21 protein-coding genes are annotated in these 25,864 nt (G+C 66.6%); 13 read left to right on the top strand and 8 right to left on the bottom strand.

Features of this window, described 5'->3' with window-relative positions; all coding sequences use genetic code 11:
• Position 1: 1 nt before the first annotated feature.
• Positions 2-661, bottom strand: coding sequence for an AAA family ATPase (locus tag AC3WRR_RS07560; RefSeq protein ID WP_010811147.1), 660 nt, complete (start codon positions 659-661; stop codon positions 2-4).
• A 377-nt stretch (positions 662-1,038) separates the two neighbouring features.
• Between AC3WRR_RS07560 and AC3WRR_RS07555 the strand changes: the two genes are divergently transcribed.
• Positions 1,039-1,242 carry a cold-shock protein gene (locus tag AC3WRR_RS07555; RefSeq protein ID WP_006159056.1) on the top strand — a complete coding sequence of 68 codons (204 nt, stop codon included), beginning with the start codon at positions 1,039-1,041 and terminating at the stop codon, positions 1,240-1,242.
• Between the two features lie 202 nt (positions 1,243-1,444).
• Here AC3WRR_RS07555 and AC3WRR_RS07550 read toward each other — a convergent pair whose 3' ends face one another.
• A complete protein-coding gene (locus AC3WRR_RS07550) occupies positions 1,445-2,539 on the bottom strand; it encodes a replication protein RepA (protein WP_011616296.1) in 1,095 nt (364 codons plus the stop codon).
• 1,662 nt (positions 2,540-4,201) lie between these two features.
• Positions 4,202-4,405, bottom strand: a complete 204-nt coding sequence (locus AC3WRR_RS07545) for a cold-shock protein (protein WP_010811149.1) — start codon at positions 4,403-4,405, stop codon at positions 4,202-4,204.
• Positions 4,406-4,823: 418 nt separating this feature from the next.
• Here AC3WRR_RS07545 and AC3WRR_RS07540 point away from each other — a divergent pair, with 418 nt between their 5' ends.
• The 3 genes from AC3WRR_RS07540 (at position 4,824) to AC3WRR_RS07530 (ending at position 8,863) form a co-directional block, all read left to right on the top strand.
• Positions 4,824-6,200 carry an NCS2 family permease gene (locus AC3WRR_RS07540; RefSeq protein WP_010811150.1) on the top strand — a complete coding sequence of 459 codons (1,377 nt, stop codon included), beginning with the start codon at positions 4,824-4,826 and terminating at the stop codon, positions 6,198-6,200.
• 699 nt (positions 6,201-6,899) lie between these two features.
• A complete protein-coding gene (locus tag AC3WRR_RS07535; RefSeq protein ID WP_011617970.1) occupies positions 6,900-7,370 on the top strand; it encodes a hypothetical protein in 471 nt (156 codons plus the stop codon).
• 125 nt (positions 7,371-7,495) lie between these two features.
• Positions 7,496-8,863, top strand: coding sequence for a sigma-54 dependent transcriptional regulator (locus AC3WRR_RS07530; protein ID WP_010811152.1), 1,368 nt, complete (start codon positions 7,496-7,498; stop codon positions 8,861-8,863).
• Between the two features lie 113 nt (positions 8,864-8,976).
• On the opposite strand, the gene AC3WRR_RS07525 is transcribed toward AC3WRR_RS07530, so the two are convergent.
• The 3 genes from AC3WRR_RS07525 to AC3WRR_RS07515 form a co-directional block, all read right to left on the bottom strand.
• Positions 8,977-9,366, bottom strand: a complete 390-nt coding sequence (locus AC3WRR_RS07525; protein WP_058697706.1) for a hypothetical protein — start codon at positions 9,364-9,366, stop codon at positions 8,977-8,979.
• A 146-nt stretch (positions 9,367-9,512) separates the two neighbouring features.
• Positions 9,513-9,737 carry a hypothetical protein gene (locus AC3WRR_RS07520; RefSeq protein ID WP_231881471.1) on the bottom strand — a complete coding sequence of 75 codons (225 nt, stop codon included), beginning with the start codon at positions 9,735-9,737 and terminating at the stop codon, positions 9,513-9,515.
• A gap of 416 nt (positions 9,738-10,153) precedes the next feature.
• Positions 10,154-10,348: a hypothetical protein gene (locus AC3WRR_RS07515; protein ID WP_010811154.1), complete on the bottom strand. Its 195-nt coding sequence runs from the start codon at positions 10,346-10,348 to the stop codon at positions 10,154-10,156.
• A 102-nt stretch (positions 10,349-10,450) separates the two neighbouring features.
• Between AC3WRR_RS07515 and AC3WRR_RS07510 the strand changes: the two genes are divergently transcribed.
• Together AC3WRR_RS07510 and AC3WRR_RS07505 are read left to right on the top strand one after the other, a co-directional pair.
• Positions 10,451-11,524 (top strand): YihY/virulence factor BrkB family protein, encoded by a 1,074-nt coding sequence (locus tag AC3WRR_RS07510; RefSeq protein ID WP_011617967.1) that lies wholly within the window; start codon positions 10,451-10,453, stop codon positions 11,522-11,524.
• Between the two features lie 173 nt (positions 11,525-11,697).
• On the top strand, positions 11,698-13,299 hold the full coding sequence (locus tag AC3WRR_RS07505; RefSeq protein WP_010811156.1) for a peptide chain release factor 3: 1,602 nt from the start codon (positions 11,698-11,700) through the stop codon (positions 13,297-13,299).
• Positions 13,300-13,389: 90 nt separating this feature from the next.
• Here the strand turns inward: AC3WRR_RS07505 and AC3WRR_RS07500 are convergent, their stop codons facing one another.
• Entirely contained in the window at positions 13,390-15,546 is a 2,157-nt protein-coding gene (locus tag AC3WRR_RS07500) for a TonB-dependent receptor family protein (protein ID WP_492296565.1), read from the bottom strand.
• Between the two features lie 351 nt (positions 15,547-15,897).
• Here AC3WRR_RS07500 and AC3WRR_RS07495 point away from each other — a divergent pair, with 351 nt between their 5' ends.
• Positions 15,898-17,145: an MFS transporter gene (locus tag AC3WRR_RS07495; RefSeq protein WP_010811158.1), complete on the top strand. Its 1,248-nt coding sequence runs from the start codon at positions 15,898-15,900 to the stop codon at positions 17,143-17,145.
• A 464-nt stretch (positions 17,146-17,609) separates the two neighbouring features.
• Entirely contained in the window at positions 17,610-18,548 is a 939-nt protein-coding gene (locus AC3WRR_RS07490; protein ID WP_439669513.1) for a mechanosensitive ion channel family protein, read from the top strand.
• On the opposite strand, the gene edd is transcribed toward AC3WRR_RS07490, so the two are convergent.
• Entirely contained in the window at positions 18,545-20,398 is a 1,854-nt protein-coding gene (gene edd / locus AC3WRR_RS07485) for a phosphogluconate dehydratase (RefSeq protein ID WP_439669511.1), read from the bottom strand. The genes AC3WRR_RS07490 and edd overlap by 4 nt on opposite strands.
• Positions 20,399-20,624: 226 nt before the next feature.
• Between edd and zwf the strand changes: the two genes are divergently transcribed.
• From zwf to AC3WRR_RS07460, 5 genes are all read left to right on the top strand, one after another.
• Positions 20,625-22,082, top strand: a complete 1,458-nt coding sequence (gene zwf / locus AC3WRR_RS07480; protein WP_492296646.1) for a glucose-6-phosphate dehydrogenase — start codon at positions 20,625-20,627, stop codon at positions 22,080-22,082.
• A gap of 34 nt (positions 22,083-22,116) precedes the next feature.
• Positions 22,117-22,797, top strand: a complete 681-nt coding sequence (gene pgl / locus AC3WRR_RS07475; protein ID WP_011617961.1) for a 6-phosphogluconolactonase — start codon at positions 22,117-22,119, stop codon at positions 22,795-22,797.
• Positions 22,798-22,832: 35 nt separating this feature from the next.
• A complete protein-coding gene (glk, locus tag AC3WRR_RS07470) occupies positions 22,833-23,846 on the top strand; it encodes a glucokinase (protein ID WP_439672230.1) in 1,014 nt (337 codons plus the stop codon).
• Positions 23,847-23,848: 2 nt separating this feature from the next.
• Positions 23,849-24,562, top strand: a complete 714-nt coding sequence (locus tag AC3WRR_RS07465) for a response regulator transcription factor (protein WP_492296562.1) — start codon at positions 23,849-23,851, stop codon at positions 24,560-24,562.
• Positions 24,562-25,864, top strand: a 1,303-nt coding sequence (locus AC3WRR_RS07460; RefSeq protein ID WP_492296560.1) for an ATP-binding protein, incomplete at its 3' end; no start/stop codon positions are given. The genes AC3WRR_RS07465 and AC3WRR_RS07460, both read left to right, overlap by 1 nt.

The following is a 25,864-nucleotide window of genomic DNA, read 5'->3' as shown; positions in this document are numbered from 1 at the left end:
CCTAGTGCTCAATCAAAGACAGTATTTCGTCGACCATCATGTCGACCTCCTGCACCGCCTCGCGTGCGCCGGCAACGCCGTGCACGGTGCAGCCGATCGCCTGGCATTCCCGGAATGCCGAGCGCGACCCGATCATCGAATTCAAAAGCGGTACGTCGCCGTCGTCGCCAAGGATTTCAATGGCCTGGCGCGCGATCGAGACGCGGCGCTGGACCATATTGGCCATCACACGGATCAGCAAGGACTCATTCTGGACTTGGGCGTGCTGCGCCAGCGTCTTGGCCGCTACCGCCGCCCACAGATCCGGCGGCGAAGGCACCACCGGAATAATGGCAAGGTCCGAAATCAGCAGCGCGCTCGAGGGCGCTGCCGAATGCACCGCCGGCGGGCAATCCACGACGATGTAGTCATAATCCTGGACGAATTTGCGGACCTCGCGGTGCATGGCGCCGCCCGAGGGCGCCAGGCCAATCACGGAAGCCGGGAACGGCCGCTCGTCGCTGGCCTGCGCCGCCCAGCGAGTGGCGGTGCCTTGCTCGTCCATGTCGACCAGCATCGAGCGCGCGCCGCGCAGGCCAAGCGTCCCAGCAAGGTGCATGCTGACCGTAGTCTTGCCGCAACCGCCTTTCTGGTTAAAGACTGTGATGATTTTGGCTGGCACTGCGACCTCTCTTTCAGCGCTGAAAGCGCGGTTGATTCTTAAGGCGCAACTGTAGCCAAAAGCACGTGATGCTTCAACCGTTTTCCAAATTTACAAAATATATGTTGCCGATGCAGAGAGCAGAGGCCGCCATTTGGCAGCCGGAAACGAGCCGTACCGTAAAATTGCTTGAAAAACAGCCCGGGATGTGCCTAAAGTATCTATAGTGCGCATTACGCCGCACATGACACCGCAATCCAAAGTGGTTATGATGCGCGCTACAGTCGAGTCAAGTCGTGTCAACCTCGTCGGCTTCCGTTCGGTATCTACGAGAACTCAACGTGCTTGAACGGTTGTTTGCGTTGTGTACAAGAACTTGCTTCGAAAAGGAAATTCCTATGGCAACCGGTACGGTCAAGTGGTTCAACGAGACCAAGGGCTTTGGCTTCATTACCCCGGACGACGGTGGTGCAGACCTGTTCGCGCACTTCTCGGAAATCCAGGGCTCGGGCTTCAAGACCCTGAAGGATGGGCAGCGCGTGACGTTTGAAGTCAAGCAAGGCCCGAAGGGCCTGCAGGCTTCGGCAATCAAGCCGGCCTGACCAGCCTCGGCTGACCCCGCCCGTTGCGGATCCGTCCGCGGCGGGCAAACAAAAAAGGCAAGCGTTCAACGCTTGCCTTTTTTGCATTCGGGGGCCGGACATGGTGTCCGGCCTCAGTTCCGGCGCGCCCGGACCTGCTGATGCCGTCCCGAGAGCACGTGCAACGGCGTGCGCGGATTTCCCCGGGCGGGAAGCTGGCAAATCAGCCCAGCTTGCGCACGCTGGTCCGGGAAGGCTGCAGGATCAGCGCCTTGGACGAATCCGCATCGACCTTGGCACCAGGATACACCACCAGCACATCCTTCAGGGCCTTGCGGAACAGCGCACGGAACTTGCGCTCGCTTTCGGTCTCGGTGCCGAACTGCATCTGCAGCGCTTCCCACGGGATTTCCGTGCGGCGCTGGATGGTGAAGAAGCGGTAGGTCAGCCACGAATACACGTCCAGCGCGAACGGCGACTGTTTCAGCGCCTTGAGCGCGCGCATGTCGACCGGTACGGGGCGGTTGACCAGTTCGTTGAAGAACGGCTCGGACAGCACCACGAAGCTCTCGAACATGGACCCCTGACCAGGCTGCATGGGGTCCCACCAGGTCGACAGTTGATCGGCCAGCAGGTAGCCCACCCGATCGATCGACAGTGGCTCGTGGTTGGGGTTCTGGTTCTGGCTCGGCGTCGACTTGTTTTGCACGATGGCGATGGTCGCCGAGAACAGGCGGATCATCTGCTGGCGTACCAGCGTCATCGTGCCGCGCTTGCCGCCGGTGGCCATCGGAATGCCGAGGTTGTACATGAACTCGGACAGCGAATTGCCCAGCGAAATGCGCCGGTCCTCTACCGTGCCGGTGAATTCGCCGCGCTTTTTCTTCGCCATGATCTCCTTGCCGATCCAGGCCAGCATCAGCCGCGGATAGGAGCCATAGGGGTAACCCAGCGAGACGGTCTCGGACACCAGCTTCTGGCGGCCGTTGGTGGCACGTTCGGAACGTTGCTGCGTGAAGTAGCCAGGCTGGATCATCAGCGAGATATTGCCGCTGGTGCGGGTCCATACCGGCGGCGCGCCCTTGGGCGCGCGGTAGGGCAGCGTTACCTGGACGCTGGCGCGGCTCAGGAAGCCGACTTCACCGCTTTGCCAGGCGTCTTCACGCTCCATGGCCTGCGCTTCGTCGAACAGACGCTGGAATTTCTCGGACGGAACCAGGTTGTTCTCGTTGCCGGGAACAATGATGCGGGAGGGTTCGGCGTCCAGGTCGAGGACGCTTCGATCCCCCGTGGTGGCCGGGGAGCGTTTGATGGGCATATTGGCGTGCTTCGGATTACCCGCCTTTGTACTCGAAGCCGCAAAGGTTGTCACGCAGAAACAGGTACGCAAAGCCTTTGCGTTGCTCGCCCTGTTTTCTGCCGGCTGGGAATCTCACGACTGGTCGCATGGTGGCGGACGGTGGGCAACCCGCCAGGGTTGTCCACGGTTCGCCAGCCATCCACTACCAGTAAACGATACCGATACGGGTTAACTACTTGTAAACCGTATACGTGAAGTTCAGCGCCTTGATTCGTAAGGGAAAAACCAACCCCGCCGAACCCGATTCTGCGGGCAACCGTACTCGATTCTGCGAAGGGCCGAACCCGTATCTGCGGCAAGCCGAACCTGTATCTGCGGGTGGGGCGAACTGGTTTCTGCGGGGATAACTTGCAGGTTCCACAGCCTTTTCCACAGCGGCCACTCCTCAAACCGTACCCGTTTCTGCGAGCGAGCGCCAGGTATACGCGGCTTGCGAGGGTTCCAGTGCCTCTTTCCCGCAGAAAGTACGGCCAGAGCCCGGTTATCCCCGCAGAAACTGGTTCACTTGCCGGGCTGCTGACGGGCGCTTTGCGCGCCAGGCGTACCCGTTTCTGCGTTCCGAGACCTGAAACCGTACCTGTTTCTGCGCTGGCCTGAAAGGCCGCTGCCGTGCTGCCCCAGCGTACCTGTTTCTGCGGCGTACCCATTTCTGCGTGCCGACCCTGGCACCCTGGTGCGCCGCGAAGCGTACCCGTTTCTGCGTATCTCCTGCCGGGCTCTTCCGGGTCATGCGTACCCGTTTCTGCGCAGACCCATGGCGCTGTTCTGACGGAACTATCACCAAGTTTCCATTCTACATGAGAGTTGCAGAAAAAGCTAGCACTCACACTCAACGTATACGCGGGAGACTCGCGGCGCTACGCGCCGTACCTGTTTCTGCGCAGACAGATCATGGATGCCGAAGCTCGGCCGGGTAGCCACCCGCCTTGCATGTCGTTGGCGTACCCGTTTCTGCGTGGCGTTGAGTGGTGCGCCTGTGCCCGTGGGCGTACCTGTTTCTGCGAGAGGTGCCGGCAGCCTCAGGGCTTCCGATGGTTATTGCGTTGCAACATTAGCCGTACCCGTTTCTGCGTCGTCGGCCTGGCCCGGCTTTGTGGATATGTAGGAGGAATGCGGGCCGGAGAACCGCTGCCATCGGCCGAATCCAATTCGAAAAAAATTTTTGGGCGTACCCGCTTCTGCGTGCCAGAAGGCTCCTGGAAAGACCCCAGTGCCGCAGGGCGTACCTGTTTCTGCGTACCCGCTGCCCAGCGCAAGCAGGCCTGCCAGGACAGACCGTACCCATTTCTGCGAGGCTCACGGGCCGTGCCTGACCTCGTGCGGTGCAGCAGGGCGTACCCGATTCTGCGTGGAGCGCAAGGCTGGATGGTGAGCGGGAAAGTGCGCCGCGCAAGGCCAGGCGTGCCGGCTGGCGGCGGCATGGGCATGCGGGGGGCTGGAGCGGAGCGCCTGGCGGTCTGCATGACCGGGGCAGGCGGGGAGCGGCGGGGGGCCGGGATGTGATGAAGGTGGCGCAGCCAGCACCGCCAATCGCGCTATCCGCGCCTGAAAACAAAAAACCCCGCCATGGGCGGGGTTCTACGCTGTTCGGCGCGCGCGGGGCGCGCCGGCAGTCAATGCTTACAGCGGGGTGATGTTCGCGGCCTGCAGGCCCTTCGGGCCATTCTTGACTTCGAACTGCACGCGCTGGTTTTCCTGCAGCGACTTGAAGCCGTCGGCGCGGATTTCCGAGAAATGGGCGAAGAGGTCGTCACCACCCGCGTCCGGCTTGATGAAGCCGAAGCCCTTGGCGTCGTTGAACCACTTGACGATACCGGTTTGCATGATTTGCTTTCCAGAAAAAGGACAAAAAACATCGCATGACGAAAACGTCATCCGACACGGGGAACTCAAGGAAAGGACACCATGGACAACCGAAGTACCAGACGGTGGCTAACGAATGAACTGTTGCCTCGTCGCTTGAATCTAGGCGGCTTTATACGGGGGATTGCCGCAAGCGTCAAGCCGGGGACGCCCCGGAGCACCCCCGTGGCGGCGCTGGATTCAGCGGTTCGCGCTGTGGGATCATCACGCCTTTTGCATATCGCTTATTCGCCTGTGCCATGGCGAAGCGGGCCGGCCTGCACCAGAGTACGCTTGCCGCCCAGCGGGGCGTCGCGGGATGCTTCAGGCCGAAGCCAGCCACCTGCGGCCGCGCCGTTGTTGTCGCCGCGCACACGATAACGATATCAGGAGACCAGTCATGTCGATGCCGGAACCCGCTTCCAAGCCGGGCACGTCAACCGCCAATCCGCCGCACGGCAAGCCACAGGCCGCGCCTTCGCTGATCGAGCGCCTGTTCAGGCTGCGCGAACACCAGACCGATGTACGCACCGAGATCCTCGCCGGCGTCACCACGTTCCTGACGATGGCGTACATCATCTTCGTCAACCCGTCGATCCTGGGCGATGCGGGCATGCCGAAAGACGCGGTGTTCGTCGCCACCTGCCTGGCCGCGGCGATCGGCACGCTGATCATGGGTTTCTACGCGAACTACCCGATCGCGATGGCGCCGGGCATGGGCCTGAACGCGTACTTTGCCTATACGGTGGTGAAGGGCATGGGCTTTGCATGGGAGGCGGCACTCGGCGCGGTCTTTATCTCCGGCTGCCTGTTCCTGCTGGTCACGCTGTTCCGCGTGCGCGAGATGATCGTCAATGGCATTCCGCATTCGATCCGGGTGGCGATCACCGCGGGCATCGGCCTGTTCCTGGCGATTGTCGCCCTGAAGAACGCCGGCATCGTCACCGCCAGCCCGGCCACGCTGGTGACCATCGGCGACCTGCACCAGCCTTCGGCCGTGCTGGCGATCATCGGTTTCTTCGTGATCGTGGCACTGGATCATCTGCGGGTGAAGGGCGCGATCCTGATCGGCATCCTGCTCACCACGCTGCTGAGCTTTGCGTTTGCCGGCAATACCTTCCACGGCGTGTTCTCCGCGCCGCCGTCGCTCGGCCCGACGCTGTTCAAGCTAGATATATCCGCCGCGCTGTCGATCGGCATCATCAACGTGGTGCTGGTGTTCTTCCTGGTGGAGTTGTTCGACGCCACCGGCACGCTGATGGGCGTTGCCAACCGCGCGGGCCTGCTCAAGGCCGGGAAAATGGACCGGCTGAACAAGGCGCTGATGTCCGACAGCACCGCGATCATGGCGGGCTCGTTCCTCGGTACGTCTTCCACCACGGCGTATATTGAAAGCGCATCCGGCGTGCAGGCGGGCGGGCGCACCGGACTGACGGCGGTGACGGTGGCCGTGCTGTTCCTCGCGGCGTTGTTCATCGCGCCGCTGGCCGGCACGGTGCCGGCCTATGCCACCGCGCCGGCGTTGCTGTATGTGTCCTGTCTGATGTTGCGCGAGCTGCTGGAGATCGACTGGAATGACGTCACCGAAGTCGTGCCCGCGGTGATGACCGCGCTTGGCATGCCGTTCACGTACTCGGTCGCCAACGGCGTTGCGTTCGGCTTTATCAGCTACGCGGCGCTCAAGCTGCTGACCGGCCGCGCACGCAGCGTGCCCGTGATGGTGTGGATCATCGCGGCGGTGTTCATCTTCAAGTTCTACTACCTGCCAGGGCATTGAGCGCGCCAGCCGGCATGGGATGAAGGAAGGGCGGCCAGGGCCGCCCTTTTTCCATGGTGCGCTGCTGTCATGATATTGGCATCGTGATGCCGGGCGGGCGCCGTAGCGCCGTCCGACACCCGCCAGCCGTACCCGTTTCTGCGTGCGGCGCGAGCGGGTCCACCGGCCGGGCGTACCTGTTTCTGCGTGACAGTCCGCCACGCCCTCGCGGCATGCGGCACGGCTTGCCATTCCCGCGCAACGGTGCTGCCATCACCCGTTCGGGGGTGTCAAAGCGTACCCGTTTCTGCGTAGCATGCATGCAGACATCGGCCGCTGGGAATGTGGCGGTCGCGGGCCGGCGGCCAGTGTGCGCGCGGCCTCATACCAAAGTATGAGATTGGCTGTAAGTCACCCACTCGGGGCTGGACAAAGTGCCCCAAATGCACTGAACTATAGACGTGGCAAAGAGGGGCGCGGCAAGGCGCCCCTTCTTGACTCCGGTGCATGCGGCAGGATGCCGGAGCCAACCGAGAGCGCTTGAGCGCCGTTCGCCAGTCGGTGGACATTTCGGTCCAGACCGTTAACAAGGCGGCATAGCCACCATCCGGGAGCGTGCGGGAAACACGCGCGCCACGCAGACAAAAAACCAGTTCAAAGACTGACAAGTGGTAACCGCAGACGTGTAGTGCCGGGGGATGTTGTTCAACGGGGATTATCATGACCGCAGGAGAGATCCGGCGACCCGCTATCGGGCCTGTCAGGGAGACTAATAACCGCTCCATCCGAGCCATCCATCATGCCTGGGCTGCCGTGGGGGAAGCCGCAGGCGAAGCACCCAGCAAGCGGACCGTCCAAGATGGCGCGACGGCCGAGGTGGCCGCCCTGCTTGCCGACGACAGCGAACTCAGCGACAGCGCACGCGCGGCCGTGGCCAACCTGCTGCGCCGCCATCGCCTGCTCGAAGGCGAACTGACACGCCAGCGCACGCTGTTGCAGGAATGGATCCTGAGCCAACAGACCTACAAGACGCTCTACTACCAATACTCCGGCCAGTCGCAGCAGGCGCCGCGCCTGGAGTTGATGCGTGAAAAGGAGGCTGTGCGGCGGCGTATCCGCGCTCAGCTCCAGGTGGGTGCGGACGATCTTGCCGCGCCCGATGAGCAACTCCGCAGTCTGTCCAGCTCGTGATACCGACGTCGCGCGCGGGTGCGTGCCCGCAGCCAGTTCAGCCCCACCGTCCGCCGCGGCTGCAGGCCGCGACGGCGGACACGGGTGCCCGAACCAAGAACAAGCCTAACGTCCGGGAGATCGTGATGGACCGACTGTGCAAGGCGTCACGCACTGCACAGATCGTGGTCGTGTCGCGTCATGAAGATTTTGGTTTTGACCCGTCTGGCACAGCCACGGGATGGGAAATCCGCCGGATCCAGCAGATTCGCGACCTTGAACGCGTGGTGCGGGCCTGCCCGCCCATGGCAGGCGTGATCGACCTGCAGTCCGACTACAGCGATGCCGAGTTCGCGCAACTCGAACAGGCACTGCAGTACCTGCACATTACGTGGGTGGCCATCACCTCCGATGAAATGCTGGCGCAGGAGCGCGTGCGCCGGCTGATCCGCGACTACTGCGTCGACTACGTGCGCATGCCGTTCTCGATGCCTGAACTGCTCTACACGCTCAAGCATGCGCAGGGCATGGCGTCGCTGCACGGCACGCGCCCGCAGGAGACCGCCTCGCGCGGCACCATGATCGGCGAGTGCGCGGCGATGCGGGCGATGTTCCGCTCGCTGGCCAAGGTGGCGCACAACGAGGCACCGGTGTTCATTTCCGGAGAGTCCGGCACCGGCAAGGAACTCGCCGCGCAGGCGATCCACGATGCCTCGAGCCGGCGCAAGGGACCGTTCATTGCCATCAACTGCGGTGCGATTCCCTCGCACCTGGTGCAGTCCGAGCTGTTCGGGTATGAGAAGGGCGCGTTCACTGGCGCCAACCAGCGCAAGATCGGCTGGATCGAGCAGGCGCAGGGCGGCACGCTGTTCCTCGACGAGATCGGCGACCTGCCGCTGGAAAGCCAGGTGGCGCTGCTGCGTTTCCTGCAGCAGGGCATGATCACCCGCCTGGGCGGGCACCAGTCGATCCCGCTGAACCTGCGCATCATCTCGGCCACGCACGTGGACCTGGTGGCGGCACAGGCCGACGGGCGCTTCCGTTCCGACCTGTTCCACCGGCTATGCGTGCTGACGCTGACCATCCCGGCGCTGCGCGAGCGCGGCGAGGACATCCTGCAGCTGGCCAACGCGGTGCTGGCCGAACACGGGCACGAGGCGCACCGGCGCATTCGCGGGTTCTCGGCCTGCGCAACGCAGGCAATGATGCAGTACGCGTGGCCGGGCAACGTGCGCGAACTGATCAACCGCGTGCGCCGCGCCATCGTGATGACCGACAACCGCAAGATCACCGCCGAAGACCTGCAGCTGCACGGCGGGGCGGAGCTGCCGCGCAAGACCCTTGACGCGATCCGCGAAGAAGCCGAGCGCGAGGCCATCCGCACCGTGATGGCGAGCCACGGCTTTCACGTGGTGCCGGCCGCGCGCGAACTCAATGTCTCGCGCGTGACGCTGTACCGGCTCATGCACAAGCACAACATCCGCGTGGAGAGTCAGGCGACTGCGGGCGAGTAAGCGGCAAGCCGGCGCAGGTTGCCGGAGGCCGGACGCAATCCCAGGCGCCGCAGGAAAGGGGAACAGGCGACGTCCGCCCGCCGGCTCCGCCTTTCCTCGTGCCCGTCGGCACGTCAGCGCACCACTGCCAGGGGCCGCCTGGCCCCGGACTCGCCGCTGGCCGCATCCATCAGCTCGGTGGCAAGGTTCATGCTGAGCTTGCCGCGCGGCTGGCGCGGCGGCCCGTTCTCGTCATGCTGGCGCCACGGCACGATCGCGCCGCGCTCCGGCTTGTCGCGCGCTTGCCGCCCTGGCGTTGACGTGGCGGCACCGGACGGCGTGTCCGGCGATAGCTGCAGTTCCCCCCAGGCCCAGCCAAAGCCGCGCACGTAAACATCATTGCTGACCGCCGCGTGGCTGTCGGCGCTGGCCGCTTCGGGGCGGTCGAACCAGGCATAGCTTGCCGCCGCGGCGCTGGTTGAGAACACCGCCAGCACCGTGGCGGCAAGCATTCCGGCTGTCATGGCGGGTGCCTCCCTGTGGAAAAAACGGTGCCCGCCGGGGGACGGAGCACCAAATCCGCGCGGGCACGCTGGCTCGCGTACCCGCCATCATTCCGTTCGCGGCGCCAGCCTGCCGCGACATCCTGCGTTGCCAATGCTGCCTGCGGTCACGCGCGCCGCTTGCCCGCGTGGCGCCGGAAGGCAGCCCTGGCAACTCCGTGCCTGGCCGTCGCTGCGCAGCCAGCGCCTTGCGCGGCCGGCGTGGCGGGCGGCGTACGCGCCCGCGGATGGGGCAGCAGTGGCGACGACAGCAGGTCCACCACCGACGGCGGCGGACCCGCGAGCCGGTAGGAGCGCCGGCGCGCCGTCATGCGTGATGGCGGATGACGCATGTCTGGGTTTTCTCCTGCATGCAATGGCTGGTTCCATGGGCACGGGCCCATGTGCCCCTGTTTTGCCTGAGCGACAAGTGTGCCAAGGGCCGCAAAGGCTTATGCCACGCGGGTTTGCGGTATGAGGGGCGAGCGCGGGCAGGCCTTGGGGCGCGGTGGCAGACCAATCGGTTTCGCCGCTGCAACGCGCCATGCGCGCGGCGGCGCGCGTGGTGGCCGCGCTGGTGCGGCGCCGGGTGCCCGTTGCGTACGCGGGGTGCGGGATAACGCGCTGCGCTAGGCCCGCAGGCGCGCTCTTGCAACGCGTTGCACGCCTGAAACCGGCGTTGCAGTTGACGCGGCCCGGCAACACCTGCACCGGCCGCCGATAGGTCACGCAGAAACAGGTACGCCCCGGTCAGTGTCCTGCGGTGCCGTCAGCGTGGTTGCCCCGATGCCGGCGCGGCTGGTGTGTCGGGAGGATTGAGCGTGGCGGGCGCGGCCGGGGTGGCGCTGGCCGCCGCGCCGGAAATGGGCTTGGGGCCCGGCTGGCTGCGTTCGCAGCCGGCGCAGCCCAGCATGCCGATGATCAGTAGCACGGCCGCAGGGCGCGTGCGGAGGTTGCAGGTCACGGTGCCTCCTTGCGCCGGCGCGCAGGCACGGGTTGCGCCGGCAGGTGTGCCTGGTCCTACTGTAGCAGGTTGCCTCCCTGCGCCGGCTTGGGGCAGCGCGCAATGCGCAGTATGATGAACGCACGGGCCTTCGCCGCACAGACCGCGCCCCGAAGGCATGCGCAACGCACACGCGATCCGCCTGGCGCATCGCGCCAGCACCTGGCCGTGACCGACAATACCGAACACCAGTCCTCTTCCGCCGGCAGCGCGGCGCCACATCACCGCAGGCATCGCCCGCACTGGCTGCCGGACCGCCATACCGGCGCACGCACCCTGCGCGTGGTCGCTGCCGCCATCAACTCCTGGTTCGCGCATCGGGCGGCCAGCAAAGGGGCGGCGCTCTCCTTCTACATGCTGTTCTCGCTGGCGCCCATCCTGGTGCTGGTGATCTCGATCGCCGGCCTGTTCTTCGGCGCCGAGGCCGCACGCGGCGAGATTTTCTCGCAGCTTGAAGGCCTGGTGGGCGAGCAGGGCGCCACGGCCATCCAGGAAATCCTGGCGGCTACGCACCGCGCTGGCGGCAGCGGCATGGCGGCGCTGGTGGCGACGGGCATCCTGCTCGTGGGCGCCACGAGTGCCTTTGCCGAGCTCAAGAGCAGCCTGGACGACATCTGGCATGTGCCGGTGCCCGAGACGGCGGGCTGGCAGCAATTGCTGCGCACGCGCCTGCTGTCATTCAGCCTGGTGCTGGTGCTGGCCTTCATGCTGCTGGTGTCTCTGATCGTCAATGCGGCGCTGGCCGTGGTTGAGCGCCTGTGGGGCCAGTTGTGGACGCAATCGTGGTTCGCGCCGGTGGCCGATGTGCTTTCCACCGCCTTTTCCTTTGCCGTGGTGACGGCGCTGTTCGCGGTGATCTTCAAGATGCTGCCCAATGCGCGCATTGCCTGGCGCGACGTCACCATGGGCGCGGTCATCACAGCCTTGCTATTCTCGATCGGCAAGCGGCTGATCGGCCTGTACCTGGGCAACAGCGCCGTGGCCTCCTCGTACGGGGCCGCGGGCTCGGTGGTGGCGCTGATGCTATGGGTGTATTACTCGGCACAGATCTTCTTTTTCGGCGCGGAACTGACGCGTCAGTACGCGCTGCAGTTCGGCAGCCTGCGCGGCAAGCCGGCAGAGAAGCTGGCGGAATAACTTGCCGCACCTGGGCGCCACAAACCCGGAGCGGTGCCCAAAACCGGTAAAATAGCGCCCCATTCCCTTCGCGTGCCCGCAGAGCCCGGCCCCGCCATCGCCTGCGGGCGCTGCCGGCCCTGGCCCGGCCGCCCGCCGGGCCATCCAATATTTCCCAGTCAAACTCCGCTGCCGTGAGCTCGCTCGTTTCTGAAATTGCGCGTCGACGCACCTTTGCCATCATCTCCCACCCCGATGCGGGCAAGACCACCCTGACCGAAAAGCTGCTGTGGTTCGGCGGCGCCATCCAGGTCGCGGGCGAAGTGCGCGCGCGCAAGGCCGACCGCCACGCCACCTCGGACTGGATGGAGCTGGAAAAGCAGCGCGGCATCTCGGTGACCTCGTCGGTGATGCAGTTCCCCTACCGCCGGGAGACCGCCGATGGCAAGGCCCAGGAGAACATCGTCAACCTGCTCGACACCCCGGGCCACGAGGACTTCTCTGAAGACACCTACCGCACGCTGACCGCGGTGGACTCCGCGGTAATGGTGATCGACTCGGTCAACGGCGTGGAAGCGCAGACCATCAAGCTGCTCAACGTCTGCCGCCTGCGCGACACGCCCATCCTCACCTTCATCAACAAGCTCGACCGCGAAGGCCGTTCGCCGATCGAGCTGCTTGACGAAATCGAGGAGGTGCTGCAGATCCAGTGCGCGCCGATGACCTGGCCGATCGGCATGGGCAAGGCCTTCCGCGGCGTGTACCACCTGATCAACGACAAGGTGCAGCTGTTCGATCCGCACGGCGAGAAGGGCACGGCCGCGATCCTGGACGGGCTGGACAACCCGGAGCTGGACCGCATCCTGGGCAGCCAGGCCGAAGAGCTGCGCATCGAGATCGAGCTGGTGCGCGGTGCCTCGCACACCTTCGACAAGGACGCGTTCCTCAACGGCAAGCAGACCCCGGTCTACTTTGGTTCGGCCATCAACAACTTCGGCGTGCAGTCGCTGCTGGATGCGCTGTGCGAGCTGTCGCCGCCGCCGCTGGCGCGCAACACGGATTCGCGCGTGGTTGAGCCGCAGGAGCCCAAGTTCACCGGCTTCGTCTTCAAGATCCAGGCCAATATGGACCCGCGCCACCGCGACCGCATCGCTTTCGTGCGCGTGTGCTCGGGCCGTTTCGAGCGCGGCATGAAGCTGCTGCACGTGTCCGCCGGCAAGACCGTGGCGATCAACAACGCCATCACCTTCATGGCGCAGGACCGCAACACCACCGAAGAAGCCTATGCCGGCGACATCATCGGCGTGCCCAACCACGGCACCATCCGCCTGGGCGATGTCTTCACCGAGGGCGAGCCGCTCAAGTTCACCGGCATCCCGTCGTTCGCGCCAGAGTTCTTCCGCCGCGCGCGCCTGAACAACCCGCTCAAGGTCAAGCAGTTGCAGAAGGGCTTGCAGCAGCTGGCCGAGGAGGGCGCCACACAGATGTTCCGCCCGCTTGCTTCTAACGACCTGGTGCTGGGCGCGGTCGGTATCCTGCAGTTCGACGTGGTCGCGCACCGGCTCGAGCACGAGTACGGCGTCGATGCCATTTTCGAATCGCATGAATGCGCGACCGCGCGCTGGCTCAAGGGCACGCCCGCGGAGATCGAGAAGCTGATCGCCAAGGCGGGGCATAACGTGGCGCTCGATGGCGCGGGCGACCATGTCTATCTGGCGCCGAGCATGGTGAACCTGCGCCTGACACAGGAGCGGTTCCCGGAGCTGCAGTTCATGGAGACGCGCGAGATCGTTTGATCGCGTACTAAAGCTGCAAAAGCAAAAACGGCTCGCAACTGCGAGCCGTTTTGCTACCTGAGGGGAGCACCCCCTCAGCCTGATTTCGCCTCAATACGCCAGTGACGCCTGGATATAGAACGTCCGCGGCATCCCCACATACTTGCCCGCATTGTTGTCGGTCGAGCGCGTGAAATAGCGCTTGTCGAACACGTTCTTCACCCCAACCGCCACCTTCAGATTCTGCGCCGACTTGCCGAAGTCATAGCCCAGCCGCATGTTCAGCAGCGCATAACCCGGGATATCGCCCAGCGCACCGTTTGCGCTTTCCGCCGTCTGGTAGTTGGTCGACGTGCTCGGATCGCCCGGCGAACGCTGTTTCGACTGCGCGAAGCCATCGACATTGAGTGCCCAGCGGTTGCGCGCATAGCGCATGCCTACGGTGGCCACGTGGCGCGAATAGAACGGCAGGTCGCGCCCGGCGAAGTTGCCCTGGTTGTAGGTGGCTTCGGTGAAGGTGTAGGTGGCGTATGCCGACAGGCCGGCCAGCGACTTGTCGAGCGCGCCGAAGTCATAGCGCAGCGACGATTCCACGCCACGGTGGGTGGTGGCGCCGAGGTTGGTCCACGCGTCCGGCGCGCCGCCGGTGCCGCCGCGCAGTTGCAGCTCGTCGTCGAAATCGATATTGAACAGCGTCAGCTCGCCGCCCCAGCCGTTGGCGTTGAAGTGCGTGCCGACCTCATACGTCTTGGCCTTCTCGGGCGTCAGGCCGTTGGTGGTCTGCGCGATCTGGAAGTACTGCAGCGGGCCGAACGAAACGCCGGCGTTGGCGAACAGCTTCCACTGGTCGCTGACGTGGTACATCACCGCCAGCGACGGCAGCGGCTCGTTGGACGAGACGTCATTGCGAGCGCCGGTGAAGTTGTCGGTCACATACGATCGGATGAACTCATAGCGCAGGCCCGGCGTGATGGTCCAGCTGCCGACGTTGATGGTGTCGTCGATATAGACCGCATTGGCGGTGGTGCCGCCCGTGCGCGACTGGTACACCGGCGAGCGCAGCGTGGTCGGATCGATGGTGCCCGGGGTGTAGAACAGCGTGCGCGATGCCTTTTCGTCGCTGGCTTCGCGCAGGAAGCGGTAGCCGACGCTGACCTCGTGGCTCATGCTCTCGCCGCGGAACAGCTGCGAGTAGCGCGGCTCGAACGCGAACGTGTGGTAATTGCGCGGGGCCGCGGTCAGGCGGCGCAGGTTGGCCTGCGTGCCGGTGCCTTGCTGCTCGATGTTGCTGCCGCGGAAGCTGTCGGTGTAGTACGTCAGCACCTCGAACTTGCGGTTATTGTCGTTGTGGCTGTACTTCAGGCTGAAGTCGCTGCGGCGGCCGTCGAAATTGTCGTAGGGCCGCACCGACTGGAACGGGTCGGCCGCATACTGGGCCGAAGTCAGGCCGCCGGGCATGCCGGCCCTGCCCTCGTAGTAGTGGAAGGCCGCGCTCAGTTCATCGGTCTTCGAGATCCGGTACGCGCCCTTTAGCATCAGGTCGTCGATATTGACGTGGTCGTTGCTCTCGCGATAGCCGTTGCCATGGATGCCCGAGTACAGCAGCGCGCCGCCCAGGCCGTTGTCGTTGGTGCCGCCGATGAATGCGGTCGGGTTGGTCTTGACGCTGCCGCCGTGGCTGTAGATGTCGGTCGACACCGACGCATCGGCCGCGAAGGTCTTCGGTATCGGGCGCGTCACGAAGTTGATGATGCCGCCCACGTTCTGCGGGCCGTAGCGCACCGAGCCGGCGCCGCGCACCACGTCGATGGTTTCCAGGTTGCCCAGCGACAACGGCGCCATCGACAGCTGCGGCTGGCCGTAGGGCGCCACTGCCAGCGGCACGCCGTCCATCAGGATGGTCGAGCGCGGCGACAGGCGCGAGGTCAGCCCGCGCACGCCCACGTTGAGCGAGACATCGCTGCCGCCGGTGCCGTTGTTCTCCTGCACCTGCACGCCGGGGATGCGACGCAGCACCTCGCGCACGTTGTTGGCGCCGGCTTCCTGGAAGGTCTCGCGGTCGACGATGGTACGCGCGCCGGGATGCTCCAGCACCTTGGCCTCGTTGGCGTTCTCCAGCCAGTTGCCGACCACGGTGACGGCGTTCAGCGTGGCTTCGGGGTTGGCGGCAGGCGCGGGATCAGCGGCGTGGGCCGGCAGGGCGGCAAACTGGGCGAACAGCAGGGCGGCGCCGATGGCACCCCCGGAAAGGCGGAAAGCGGGCTGCAAGATGGATTCCTGAGAAGCAGCGCGTTCCGCAAGCCAAGGGGAAGGACGTCGTGGGCGGCCGCGCCAATGGGCCGAGATTATAAATGCGAGTGATTCTCAGAAGCGAAACGGCCAGCACCCGCCGCCCGGAATTGTGGTTTATGTGCATCAATGTGCAGACATCCGGACACCTAAAAGAGGTGAATTACTAACATTTTTTTCGATAGGTGTGCGCGTGTGGGCATCTGTATGCAGGTATTCAGCAGGCGCTTTAGAATCTTGCCTTTGTGCACTGCAAAGGCTGTCGTGGCGTCCTCAACGGCACGGCGGCGCTGTGCGGTGCGCAGCCATCTCCGCCTCCCTCCCGCATCCATGTCTTCCCCAGCCACCGTCCAGGCCGCCGCGCCGGACAGCGTCTTCGGCGACGCCGTTTTCCGCCGTTACTGGTTCGCGCGCCTGTGCACCACGATTGGCTACCAGATCTTTACGGTGGCGGTCGGCTGGCAGATGTACGACCTTACCCGCGACCCGCTGATGCTCGGCATGGTCGGGCTGGTGCAGTTCCTGCCGTCGGTGGTGCTGATCCTGATGTCGGGGCACGTGGCCGACCGCTTCGACCGGCGCCGCATCGTGCGCACCTGCCAGGCGATCGAGGCGCTGCTGGCCGCCGGCATGGCCGTGGCCAGCCTGAGCGGCTGGATCGACAGCCATCACATCTTTGTCTTCGTCGCGCTGATCGGCGCCACGCGCGCGTTCGAGACCCCCACGCTGCAGGCGCTGCTGCCCAGCGTGGTGACGCCGCGCCAGCTGCCGCGCGCGGTGGCGCTGGCCAGCTCCGCCGGGCAGGCCGCCATCATCATCGGCCCGGCAATTGGTGGCTTTGCCTACGTGGCCGGGCCGGGCGTGGTCTATGGGCTGAGTGCCACGCTCTTTGCCATTGCCGCCGTGCTGGTCAGCGGCATCACGCTGCGCCAGGCCGCGCAGCGCCTGACCGCGCCGGTCAGCGTGCGCACCGTGTTTGCCGGGTTTGCCTATATCCGCAGCCGCCCGGTGCTGCTGGGCGCGATTTCGCTGGACCTGTTCGCGGTGCTGCTGGGCGGCGCCGTGGCGCTGCTGCCGATCTACGCGCGCGACATCCTGCACACCGGGCCGTGGGGCCTGGGGCTGCTGCGTTCGTCGCCGGCGGTCGGCGCGCTGGTAATGGCGCTGTGGCTGGCGCGCCATCCGCTGAACCGGCGCGCCGGGCGCATCATGTTCGGCGCGGTGGCGCTGTTCGGGGTGGCTACCGTGGTGTTCGGCGTATCGACCTGGCTGCCGTTGTCGATGGTGGCCCTGGTGGTGCTGGGGGCGTCGGACATGATCAGCGTGGTGGTGCGCTCCACGCTGGTCCAGCTCGACACCCCGGACGACATGCGCGGGCGCGTGGGCGCCGTCAATTCGGTGTTTATCGGCGCCTCGAACCAGTTGGGCGAGTTCGAGTCCGGCGTCACCGCGGCATTGCTGGGCCCGGTGGGCGCGGTGATCCTGGGCGGCGTCGGCACGCTGCTGGTGGTGGCGCTGTGGATGCGGTTCTTTCCTGCGCTGGCCGCACGCGACCGGCTGCACGATCATCCGGCCTGACCCATTGCCGGGGCAGGGCAGGGAGCGTACCCGTTTCTGCGTCCCTGTCGATGCCCGGATGGCGGTATCGCCGACCCCTATTCGCCAACTTTCGTCGCTGAAAGTTGTGCCGCACAGCCGGCCCGCCGCGCCGAGCCTGGCCTGGCTGCCCCTGGTTCCTCCCTCGCTCGGATTTTTCTGATCCGCCGCCAGCCTTGATTGCACAAGGGCTGGCGCGCCTGCACGCAACCGCGTGACGCAATCGCCGGAAACCAAATCCCGCCTTGCTTGTCCCCTTCACTGTATTGCCGTGCCAGCATTGTCGGTGATCGTCCGACATCGCGCTGGCAACGTGCGGCAAGTTGTCAAGCGGGAAATTCCCCGCCAGGCGCCTGAGGGCGATCTGGCAGCCCGCTGCCGCACGCAGAAACGGGTACGCAGCACCGCCTGTCTCCTCCATAACAACCGCAAACGGAGCCGCTCCCATGGACCTGAACTTCATCGATGCGAACAAGCTGGAGGCGGGCTGGACTTACCTGGTCCAGTTCGCCATCAACCAGGGAATGAACTGCCTGGCAGCCATCCTGATCCTGATGGCCGGCTGGTGGCTGTCGGCCCGCGTGGCCCGGGGCGCCCGGCGCGCGCTCAGCGGCACGCACGTGGACGAGACCATGCGCCCGCTGCTGGCCAACGCGCTGCAATGGATGGTGCGCGTGCTGACCATCGTGCTGGTGCTGTCGCAGTTCGGGGTGCAGACCGCCAGCATCATCGCCATGCTGGGCGCCGCGGGCCTGGCCATCGGGCTGGCACTGCAGGGCACGCTGCAGAACATTGCCGCCGGCATCATGCTGGTGCTGCTGCGGCCGTTCCGCGTCGGCCAGTACATCGATGCGCAGGGGGTGGCCGGCACCGTGCGCGAGACCGGCCTCTTCATGACCGAGCTGACCACCTTCGATGGCGTCTGCCTGCGCGTGCCAAACGGCAAGCTGTGGGGAAGCGCCATCACCAACTACAGCGAGAACGCCACGCGGCGCGCAGACATCGAGGCCACGGTGACCTTCGACAGCGATGTGCAGCGCAGCCTGGAAGCGCTGCGCGCGATGCTCGCGCGCGAGCCGCGCCTGCTGGCCGAACCCAGGCCCGAGACCATGGTGGTCAACTACACGCAGCAGGGCATCACGCTGAACGTGCGCTACTGGACCTCGAATGACGACTACTGGAACGTGCGTTTCGCGTTCTACGAGCGCATCAAGCATGTGCTGGAACAAGCCGGCAGCAAGCTGGCGGTGCCGATCCAGGAATTGCACGTGCCGGGCGCCGCCTCGGTGCCGGGTGCGGTGAAGGTGGCCGACAGTGCGCCATTGGCGAGCGCGCCGCACCCGGCCGGCGCGGCGCCGCGCCAGCCGGTGCAGCACCTGGGCTAGCCGAGCACGGGTGCGTTGTTGTCGTCGTCCTCGTCCGAAAACAGCGTGCAGGCGCCGCTTTCCGCAGTGCTGACATGGCGGCGGAAGGTGGCGAACAGGTCGCGGCCCACGCCGTGGCGATTGGCGCTGAGGTCCGGACGGGCAGGCGCGCGCGCCTGCCATTCGTCATCCGGCACCAGCACCTCGAGCACGCCCGCGGGCGCATCCACGCGCATCATGTCGCCGCTGCGCACGCGCCCGATCGCGCCCCCGCGCAGCGCCTCGGGGCAGACGTGAATAGCCGCCGGCACCTTGCCCGACGCGCCCGACATGCGCCCGTCGGTCACCAGCGCCACATGGAAGCCGCGGTCCTGCAGCACCGTCAGCGTGGGCGTGAGCTTGTGCAGCTCGGGCATGCCGCACGAGGCCGGGCCCTGCCACGGCAGCACCGCAACGAAGTCTCGCTCCAGCTCGCCGCGCTTGAATGCGTGCAGCACATCGTCCTGATGCTCGAACACGATCGCCGGTGCCTCCACCACCTGGTGCTCGGCCTTGACCGCAGAAGTCTTGATCACCGCGCGGCCCAGCCTGCCGTCCAGCACCTTGATGCCGCCGTCCGGCGCAAAGGGCGCGTCGGCGGCGCGCACGATGCTGTCGTCGAGCGGCGCGGCCGGGCCGTCGATCCAGGTCAGCTTGCCGTCGCGCAGCACGGGTTCGCGCGTGTAGTCCTGCAGCCCGCGGCCGACGATGGTGGTCACGTCGTCATGCACCAGGCCCAGCGACAGCAGCCCGCGGATCACCACGGGCAGCCCGCCTGCGGCCTGGAACTGGTTCACGTCGGCCTTGCCGTTCGGGTACACGCGCGCCAGCAGCGGCACCACGGCCGAGAGCTCGTCAAAGTCGTCCCAGCCCAGCACGATGCCGGCCACGCGCGCCATCGCGATCAGGTGCAGCGTGTGGTTGGTGGAGCCGCCGGTGGCCAGCAGCCCGACGATGCCGTTGACGAAGGCGCGCTCGTCCAGCACCTCGGCCACCGGCGTATAGCGCTCGCCGCCGTGCACCAGCTTCAGCGCCTGGCGCGCGGCCTCGCGCGTGAGCGCCTCGCGCAGCGGTGTGTTGGGGTTGACGAAGGCCGTGCCCGGCAGGTGCAGGCCCATCATCTCCATCAGCATCTGGTTGGAATTGGCGGTGCCGTAGAAGGTGCAGGTGCCGGGGCCGTGGTAGGAGCGGGTCTCGGCCTCGAGCAGTTCTTTGCGGCCGATCTTGCCTTCGGCGTAGAGCTGGCGCGTGTGCGCCTTTTCGTCGTTGCTGATGCCGGTGGTCATCGGCCCGCCCGGCACGAACACGGCCGGCAGGTGGCCGAACGACAGCGCGCCCATCACCAGCCCGGGCACGATCTTGTCGCACACGCCCAGGTACAGCGCGGCATCGAACATCTGATGCGACAGCGCCACCGCCGTGGCCAGCGCAATCACATCGCGCGAGAACAGCGACAGGTCCATGCCGTCCTGGCCCTGCGTGACGCCGTCGCACATCGCGGGCGTGCCGCCGGCAAACTGCGCGGTGCCGCCGGCCTCGAGCGCCGCTTCCTTGAGCCACTGAGGGAAAGCCGCCAGCGGCTGGTGCGCCGACAGCATGTCGTTGTAGGCCGAGACGATCGCCAGGTTGGGCCGCTCGTCGGCCTTCAGCCGGATCTTCGCGGCGTCTGGCATGGCAGCCACCGCATGGGCCAGGTTGGTACAGGAAAGCTGCGCGCGTTCGACCTTCTGCCCGGCCATGGCGTGGGTGCGGTCAAGGTACGCCTGGCGCGAGGCGGCGCTGCGGGAGACGATGCGGGCGGTGACCCGCTCGAGCACTGGATGACGTGGCATGGGGTTCTCCTGCGGGGGAGCTTTCAGCCTAGCGCACTTTGCCGCGTACCGCACGATCCACTGCGCAGCACACGCAGAAACGGGTACGCTTCGCGCTCCGGTCATGCCTTTGCCAAGCAAGTGCTGCGGCCTGCGCCTCGCCAAGCGCTGGCGAGTCACGTAAACTGGCCACACCGCGCGCCTTCCATGGCGGGTCCTCAAATCGCTAAAGGAGTCCAGGGTGAGCATGCCTGATTTCGACATGGTGCTGTTCGGCGGCACCGGCGACCTGGCGCGGCGCAAGCTGCTGCCGTCCCTGTTCGATGCCCACCACGCCGGCCTGCTGCATCCGGCCGCACGCATCCTCGCCACCGGCAGCCAGCTGCTCTCGACCGCGGACTACCTCGCCTCGCTGGAGCAGACCGTGCGCCCCGGGCTAGCCCATGCGCCGCCCGAGTCATGGGACAAGTTCTGCGCGCGCGTTGTCTACGTGCAGGCCGATGCACGCGTGCCCGCGCATTTCGATGCGCTCGCGGAGCAGGTGCTGGCACGCAAGCCTGAAGTGGTGGTGTGCTATCTCGCCACCGCGCCGCACCTGTTCGTGTCGATCTGCGAGCAGCTGGCACGCACCGGCCTGAACACGCGCCAGGCGCCCAACGTGCGCATCGTGCTGGAAAAACCGCTGGGGCATGACCTCGAATCCAACGAGGCAATCAACTCGGCAGTGGCGAAGTTCTTCGCCGAAGAGCAGATCTACCGCATCGATCATTACCTCGGCAAGGAGTCGGTGCAGAACCTGATGGCGATCCGCTTCGGCAACGCGCTGTTCGAGCCGCTGTGGCGGCGCGAGTGGGTGCAGGACGTGCAGATCACCATCGCCGAAGAGCTCGGCGTGGAAACGCGCGGCGACTTCTACGACCGCACCGGCGCGCTGCGCGACATGGTGCAGAACCACTTGCTGCAGCTCTTGTGCATGGTGGCGATGGAGCCGCCGGCCAGCCTCAGCGAAGATGCCATCCGCGACGAGAAGATCAAGATCCTGAAGGCGCTCAAGCCGATCACGCCGCAGGACGTGGCCGAGAAGACCGTGCGCGGCCAGTACCGCTCCGGTGCCATCGGCGGCAAGCCGGTGCCGGGCTACCTGGAAGAAGCGGGCATCGCGCCCGACAGCCGCACCGAGACCTTTGTCGCGATCAAGGCCGAGATCGCCAACTGGCGCTGGGAAGGCGTGCCGTTCTACCTGCGCACCGGCAAGCGTATGCAGTCGCGCGTGGCCGAGATCGTGATCCATTTCCGCGACGTGCCGCACGCGATCTTCCCGCGGCCGCTGACGCTGTCGCCGCAGAACCGGCTGGTGATCCAGCTGCAGCCGGAAGAAAGCATCCGCCTGTACTGCCTGGTCAAGCAGCCTGGCGACACGCTGGAGCTGACGCCGACCTCGCTCGACCTGGACTTTGCCAACTCGTTCAAGGTGCGCCGCGCCGGCGCCTACGAACGCTTGCTGCTCGACGTGATCCGCGGCCGGCTGGGCCTGTTCGTGCGCCGCGATGAACAAGTGCAGGCCTGGCGCTGGGTCGAACCCATCATCGACACCTGGGATGCCAGCACCGTGCCGCCCAAGCCCTATACCGCCGGCACCTGGGGACCGGCCGCGTCGTCGGCGCTGATGTCGCGCGACGGCGGGCTGTGGCACGAGGAAGCCTGAGCCATGCGCTCGCAGAATCGCAAAGGAAACCATCATGCGCGTGTTTGAGCATCCCACCCCGATGGACCAGGCGGAGGCGCTGGCCATCTCCATCGGCAATGCGCTGGAACTGGCCATCCGCGTCAAGGGCTGGGCGGTGCTGGCGGTCTCGGGCGGACGCTCGCCGGTGGCGATGTTCGAGCGGCTGCGCCACCGGCACGTGCGCTGGGAAGCGGTGACCATCACGCTGGTCGACGAGCGCGTGGTGCCGCCCGAGCACGCCGACAGCAACGCCGCCCTGGTGCGCGCGCACCTGCTGCGCGAGGCCGCTGCCAGTGCCGCTTTCGTGCCGCTGATTGCCGATGCGCAGGACGCTGCCGCGCCGGCACAGGCGGTGGCGCGCGCCAACAGCGCATTCCGCCAGCCAGACGTGGTGGTGCTGGGCATGGGCGAGGACGGCCATACCGCCTCGCTGTTCCCGGATGCGCCCGAACTGCAGGGCGCGCTGAGCGAGCCGCAGCCCGGCTACGTGATCACGCGCCCGTCAGCCGCGCCGCATGCCCGCATCACGCTCAACCTGGCGGCGCTGCTGGCCACCGAGCGCGTGTTCCTGTCAGTGTCGGGCGCGGCCAAGGCCGAGGTGCTCGAACGCGCGCTGCAGGGCCCTGTGCCGTCGTTGCCGGTCAGCCTGGTGCTGTCACGGCACCGGCACGGGCTTGACGTGTTCAAGACCTGACAGACTGATTCCCAAGCGGAGCGCTACCCGACACCATGGCCACCACTGCATCCTCCTGCGCTGACTTCCCCCGCCTGCTCGGCGATGTGGGCGGCACCAACGTGCGCTTTGCACTGGAAACCGCACCAATGCGGATCGGCCCGGTGACCGCGCTGAAGGTGGCCGATTTCCCGTCACTCGAAGCAGCCCTGCGCCAATACCTCGACGGACTTGCCGCGTCGGGCAAGCCGGTGCCGCGCCACGCGGCGATCGGCCTGGCCAACCCGGTGACCGGCGACCAGGTCCGGCTCACCAACCACAACTGGTCGTTCTCGATCGACGGCATGCGGCGCGCGCTCGGGCTGCAGACGCTGGTGGCCATCAACGACTTCACCGCGCTGGCGCTGGCCCTGCCGTACCTGCCTGCCGACGGGCTGGTGCCCGTGCGTGCCGGCACCGCGGTGCGCACCGCGCCGCTCGCGCTGGTCGGGCCGGGCACCGGGCTGGGCGTTTCCGGCCTGGTGCCGGCGCCGGGCGGAGCAGCCGTGGCGCTGGCCGGCGAAGGCGGCCATATCGAGCTGATGCCCGACACTGACGACGAATGGATCGCCTGGCGCGCCGCCCATCGCAACGTTGGCCGGGTGTCGGCGGAGCGGCTCCTGTGCGGCAGCGGCCTGTCGCATATCCATGCCGCGCTGGCCGCAGAAACGGGTACGCTTTTGCTCGCGCCGCTGTTGCCGGAGCAGGTCACCACCGGCGCCTTCGAGCGCCACGACCCGCTGTGCCAGCGCGCCATGGCGGTGTTCTTCGGCCTGCTCGGCTCGGTTGCGGCCGACATCGCCCTGGTGCTGGGCGCACGTGGCGGGGTCTACCTGGGCGGCGGCATCCTGCCACGCTTCGTGCCTGCGCTGCAGGCCTCGGCCTTCGCCGAGCGCTTTGTCGCCAAGGGCCGCATGCGCGGCTGGCTGGAGGCCGTGCCGGTCCACGTCATCACCGCCAGCCACCCCGCGCTGCCGGGACTGGCGCGCGCACTGGCCGAGCAGCTCGACGGCCGCGGCCGGAACGCATAGCCATGCGCGTGCTGCTGGTGGAAGACGACGCCATGATCGGCGACAGCGTCAAGCTGGCGCTGCGCCAGGAAGGCTTTACCGTCGACTGGGTGCGCGACGGCGACGCGGGCCTGGCCGCGGCCAGCACCGCGCAGCACGGCCAGGCGTGCTATGACCTGATCCTGCTCGACCTCGGCCTGCCGCGGCGCCCGGGCCTCGACGTGCTGCGCAGCTTGCGCGCGCGCGGCGTGCCGACGCCGGTGCTGATCCTGACCGCGCGCGATGCCGTCGCGGATCGTGTCGCGGGGCTCAATGCCGGCGCCGATGATTACCTGGTCAAGCCCTTTGACCTGCAGGAACTGGCGGCGCGCATGCACGCGCTGGCGCGCCGTGCCGCCGGCCGGGCGGAACCGCTGGTCAGCTACGGCGACATCGTGCTCAACCCCACTACCCGCGAGGCCACCCACCGCGGCGAGCCGGTGCGCCTGTCGGCGCGCGAGTTCGCGCTGCTGGCCGCGCTGATGGCGCGGCCCGGCAAGGTCTGGTCGGTGCCGCAGCTGCAGGAGCGGCTGTACGGCTGGGACGATGAAGTCGGCAGCAATACCGTCGAGGTCTATATCCACGCGCTGCGTAAGAAGTTCGGCGCGGCGCTGATTCGCAATATCCGCGGCGTGGGCTATGTGGTGCCGCGCCTCGATGGGGATGCAGCATCCGTGGGCGAAGGAGACACCCCCTGATGCGCTCCATCCAGCGAACCCTGCTGTGGTGGCTGGCCGCGGGCCTGCTTGCCGGCATCGCCGTCGCCACGGCGCTGATCTACGGGCAGGCACGGCAGGAAGCCAACGCGCTGTTCGACTACCAGATGAAGCAGATGGCCGCGGCATTGCCCAGCCAGTTCGCCAACCCGGTGGCGCCGCCTTTTCTGGGCGCGCCCGGCGACCTGACGCACGCCGACGAGGATGTGGTCATCCACATCTGGGACGGCTCCGGCCGCAGCCTGTACCTGTCGCATTCGCACCCGGCGCTGCCCGCGCGTGCGGAGTTGGGCTTTTCCAACGTGACCACGCAGCAGGGCGAATGGCGCCTGTACAGCATGCAGCTTGGGCCAACCGTGGTGCAGATCGCGCAGCCGATGAGCGCCCGGCGCACGCTGGCCGCGCGCATGGCGCTGCGCACCGTGGCGCCGCTGCTGTTGCTGCTGCCGTTGCTGGGCTGGCTGGTGTGGATGGCAGTGGGGCGCGGCCTGCGCCCGCTGCGCGAAATTGCCACCGAAGTGCGCGCGCGCGACGCCAACACACTGGCGCCGCTGGCCGTGCGCCAGATGCCGGACGAGATCGCTCCGCTGAGCGCAGCGCTGAACCAGCTGCTGGCGCGGCTCTCGCACGCCATCGACACCCAGCGTGCCTTCGTCGCCGACGCCGCGCACGCCCTGCGCACGCCGCTGGCAGCGCTGCAGTTGCAGGCACAGCTGGTGGAGCGCGCCGCCAACGGCGCAGCGCGTGACGAAGCCATCGGCAAGCTGCGCCAGGGGCTGGAGCGGCTGACCCACCTGGTCACCCAGCTTTTGACGCTGGCACGGCAGGAGCCGGGCGCAGCCATGCCCCGGCACGAACCGGTGGAGCTGCATCAACTGGCCGCAAGCGTGGTCGCGGACATGGCGCAGGCAGCGCTGGATCGCAATATCGACCTTGGGCTGGACGGCAGCAAGGACACGTCGCCGGTGGTGGTGCGTGGAGATGTGGATGCGTTGCGCATCCTGCTGACCAACCTGCTGGACAATGCGCTGGCTTATATCCCTGCCGGAAGCCGTATCGATGTGCTGGTGGGTCGCAGCGCCGATGGGCGCGCCGTTGAGCTGGTTGTCAGCGACAACGGGCCGGGGATCCCCGCTGAGGAGCGGGCGCGCGTGTTTGACCGGTTCTATCGGGTGGCCGATGCGCCGACCGGCGGCAGCGGGCTGGGGCTGGCCATCGTGGCGGAGATTGCCCAGTCGCATGGGGCGCGGGTGGTGCTGGAGGATGCGGGGCCGGGGTTGAGGG

The organism is Cupriavidus sp. FW305-3-2-15-C-LB2, assembly GCF_058787575.1.
This window is presented reverse-complemented; position numbering and strand designations above follow the sequence as displayed.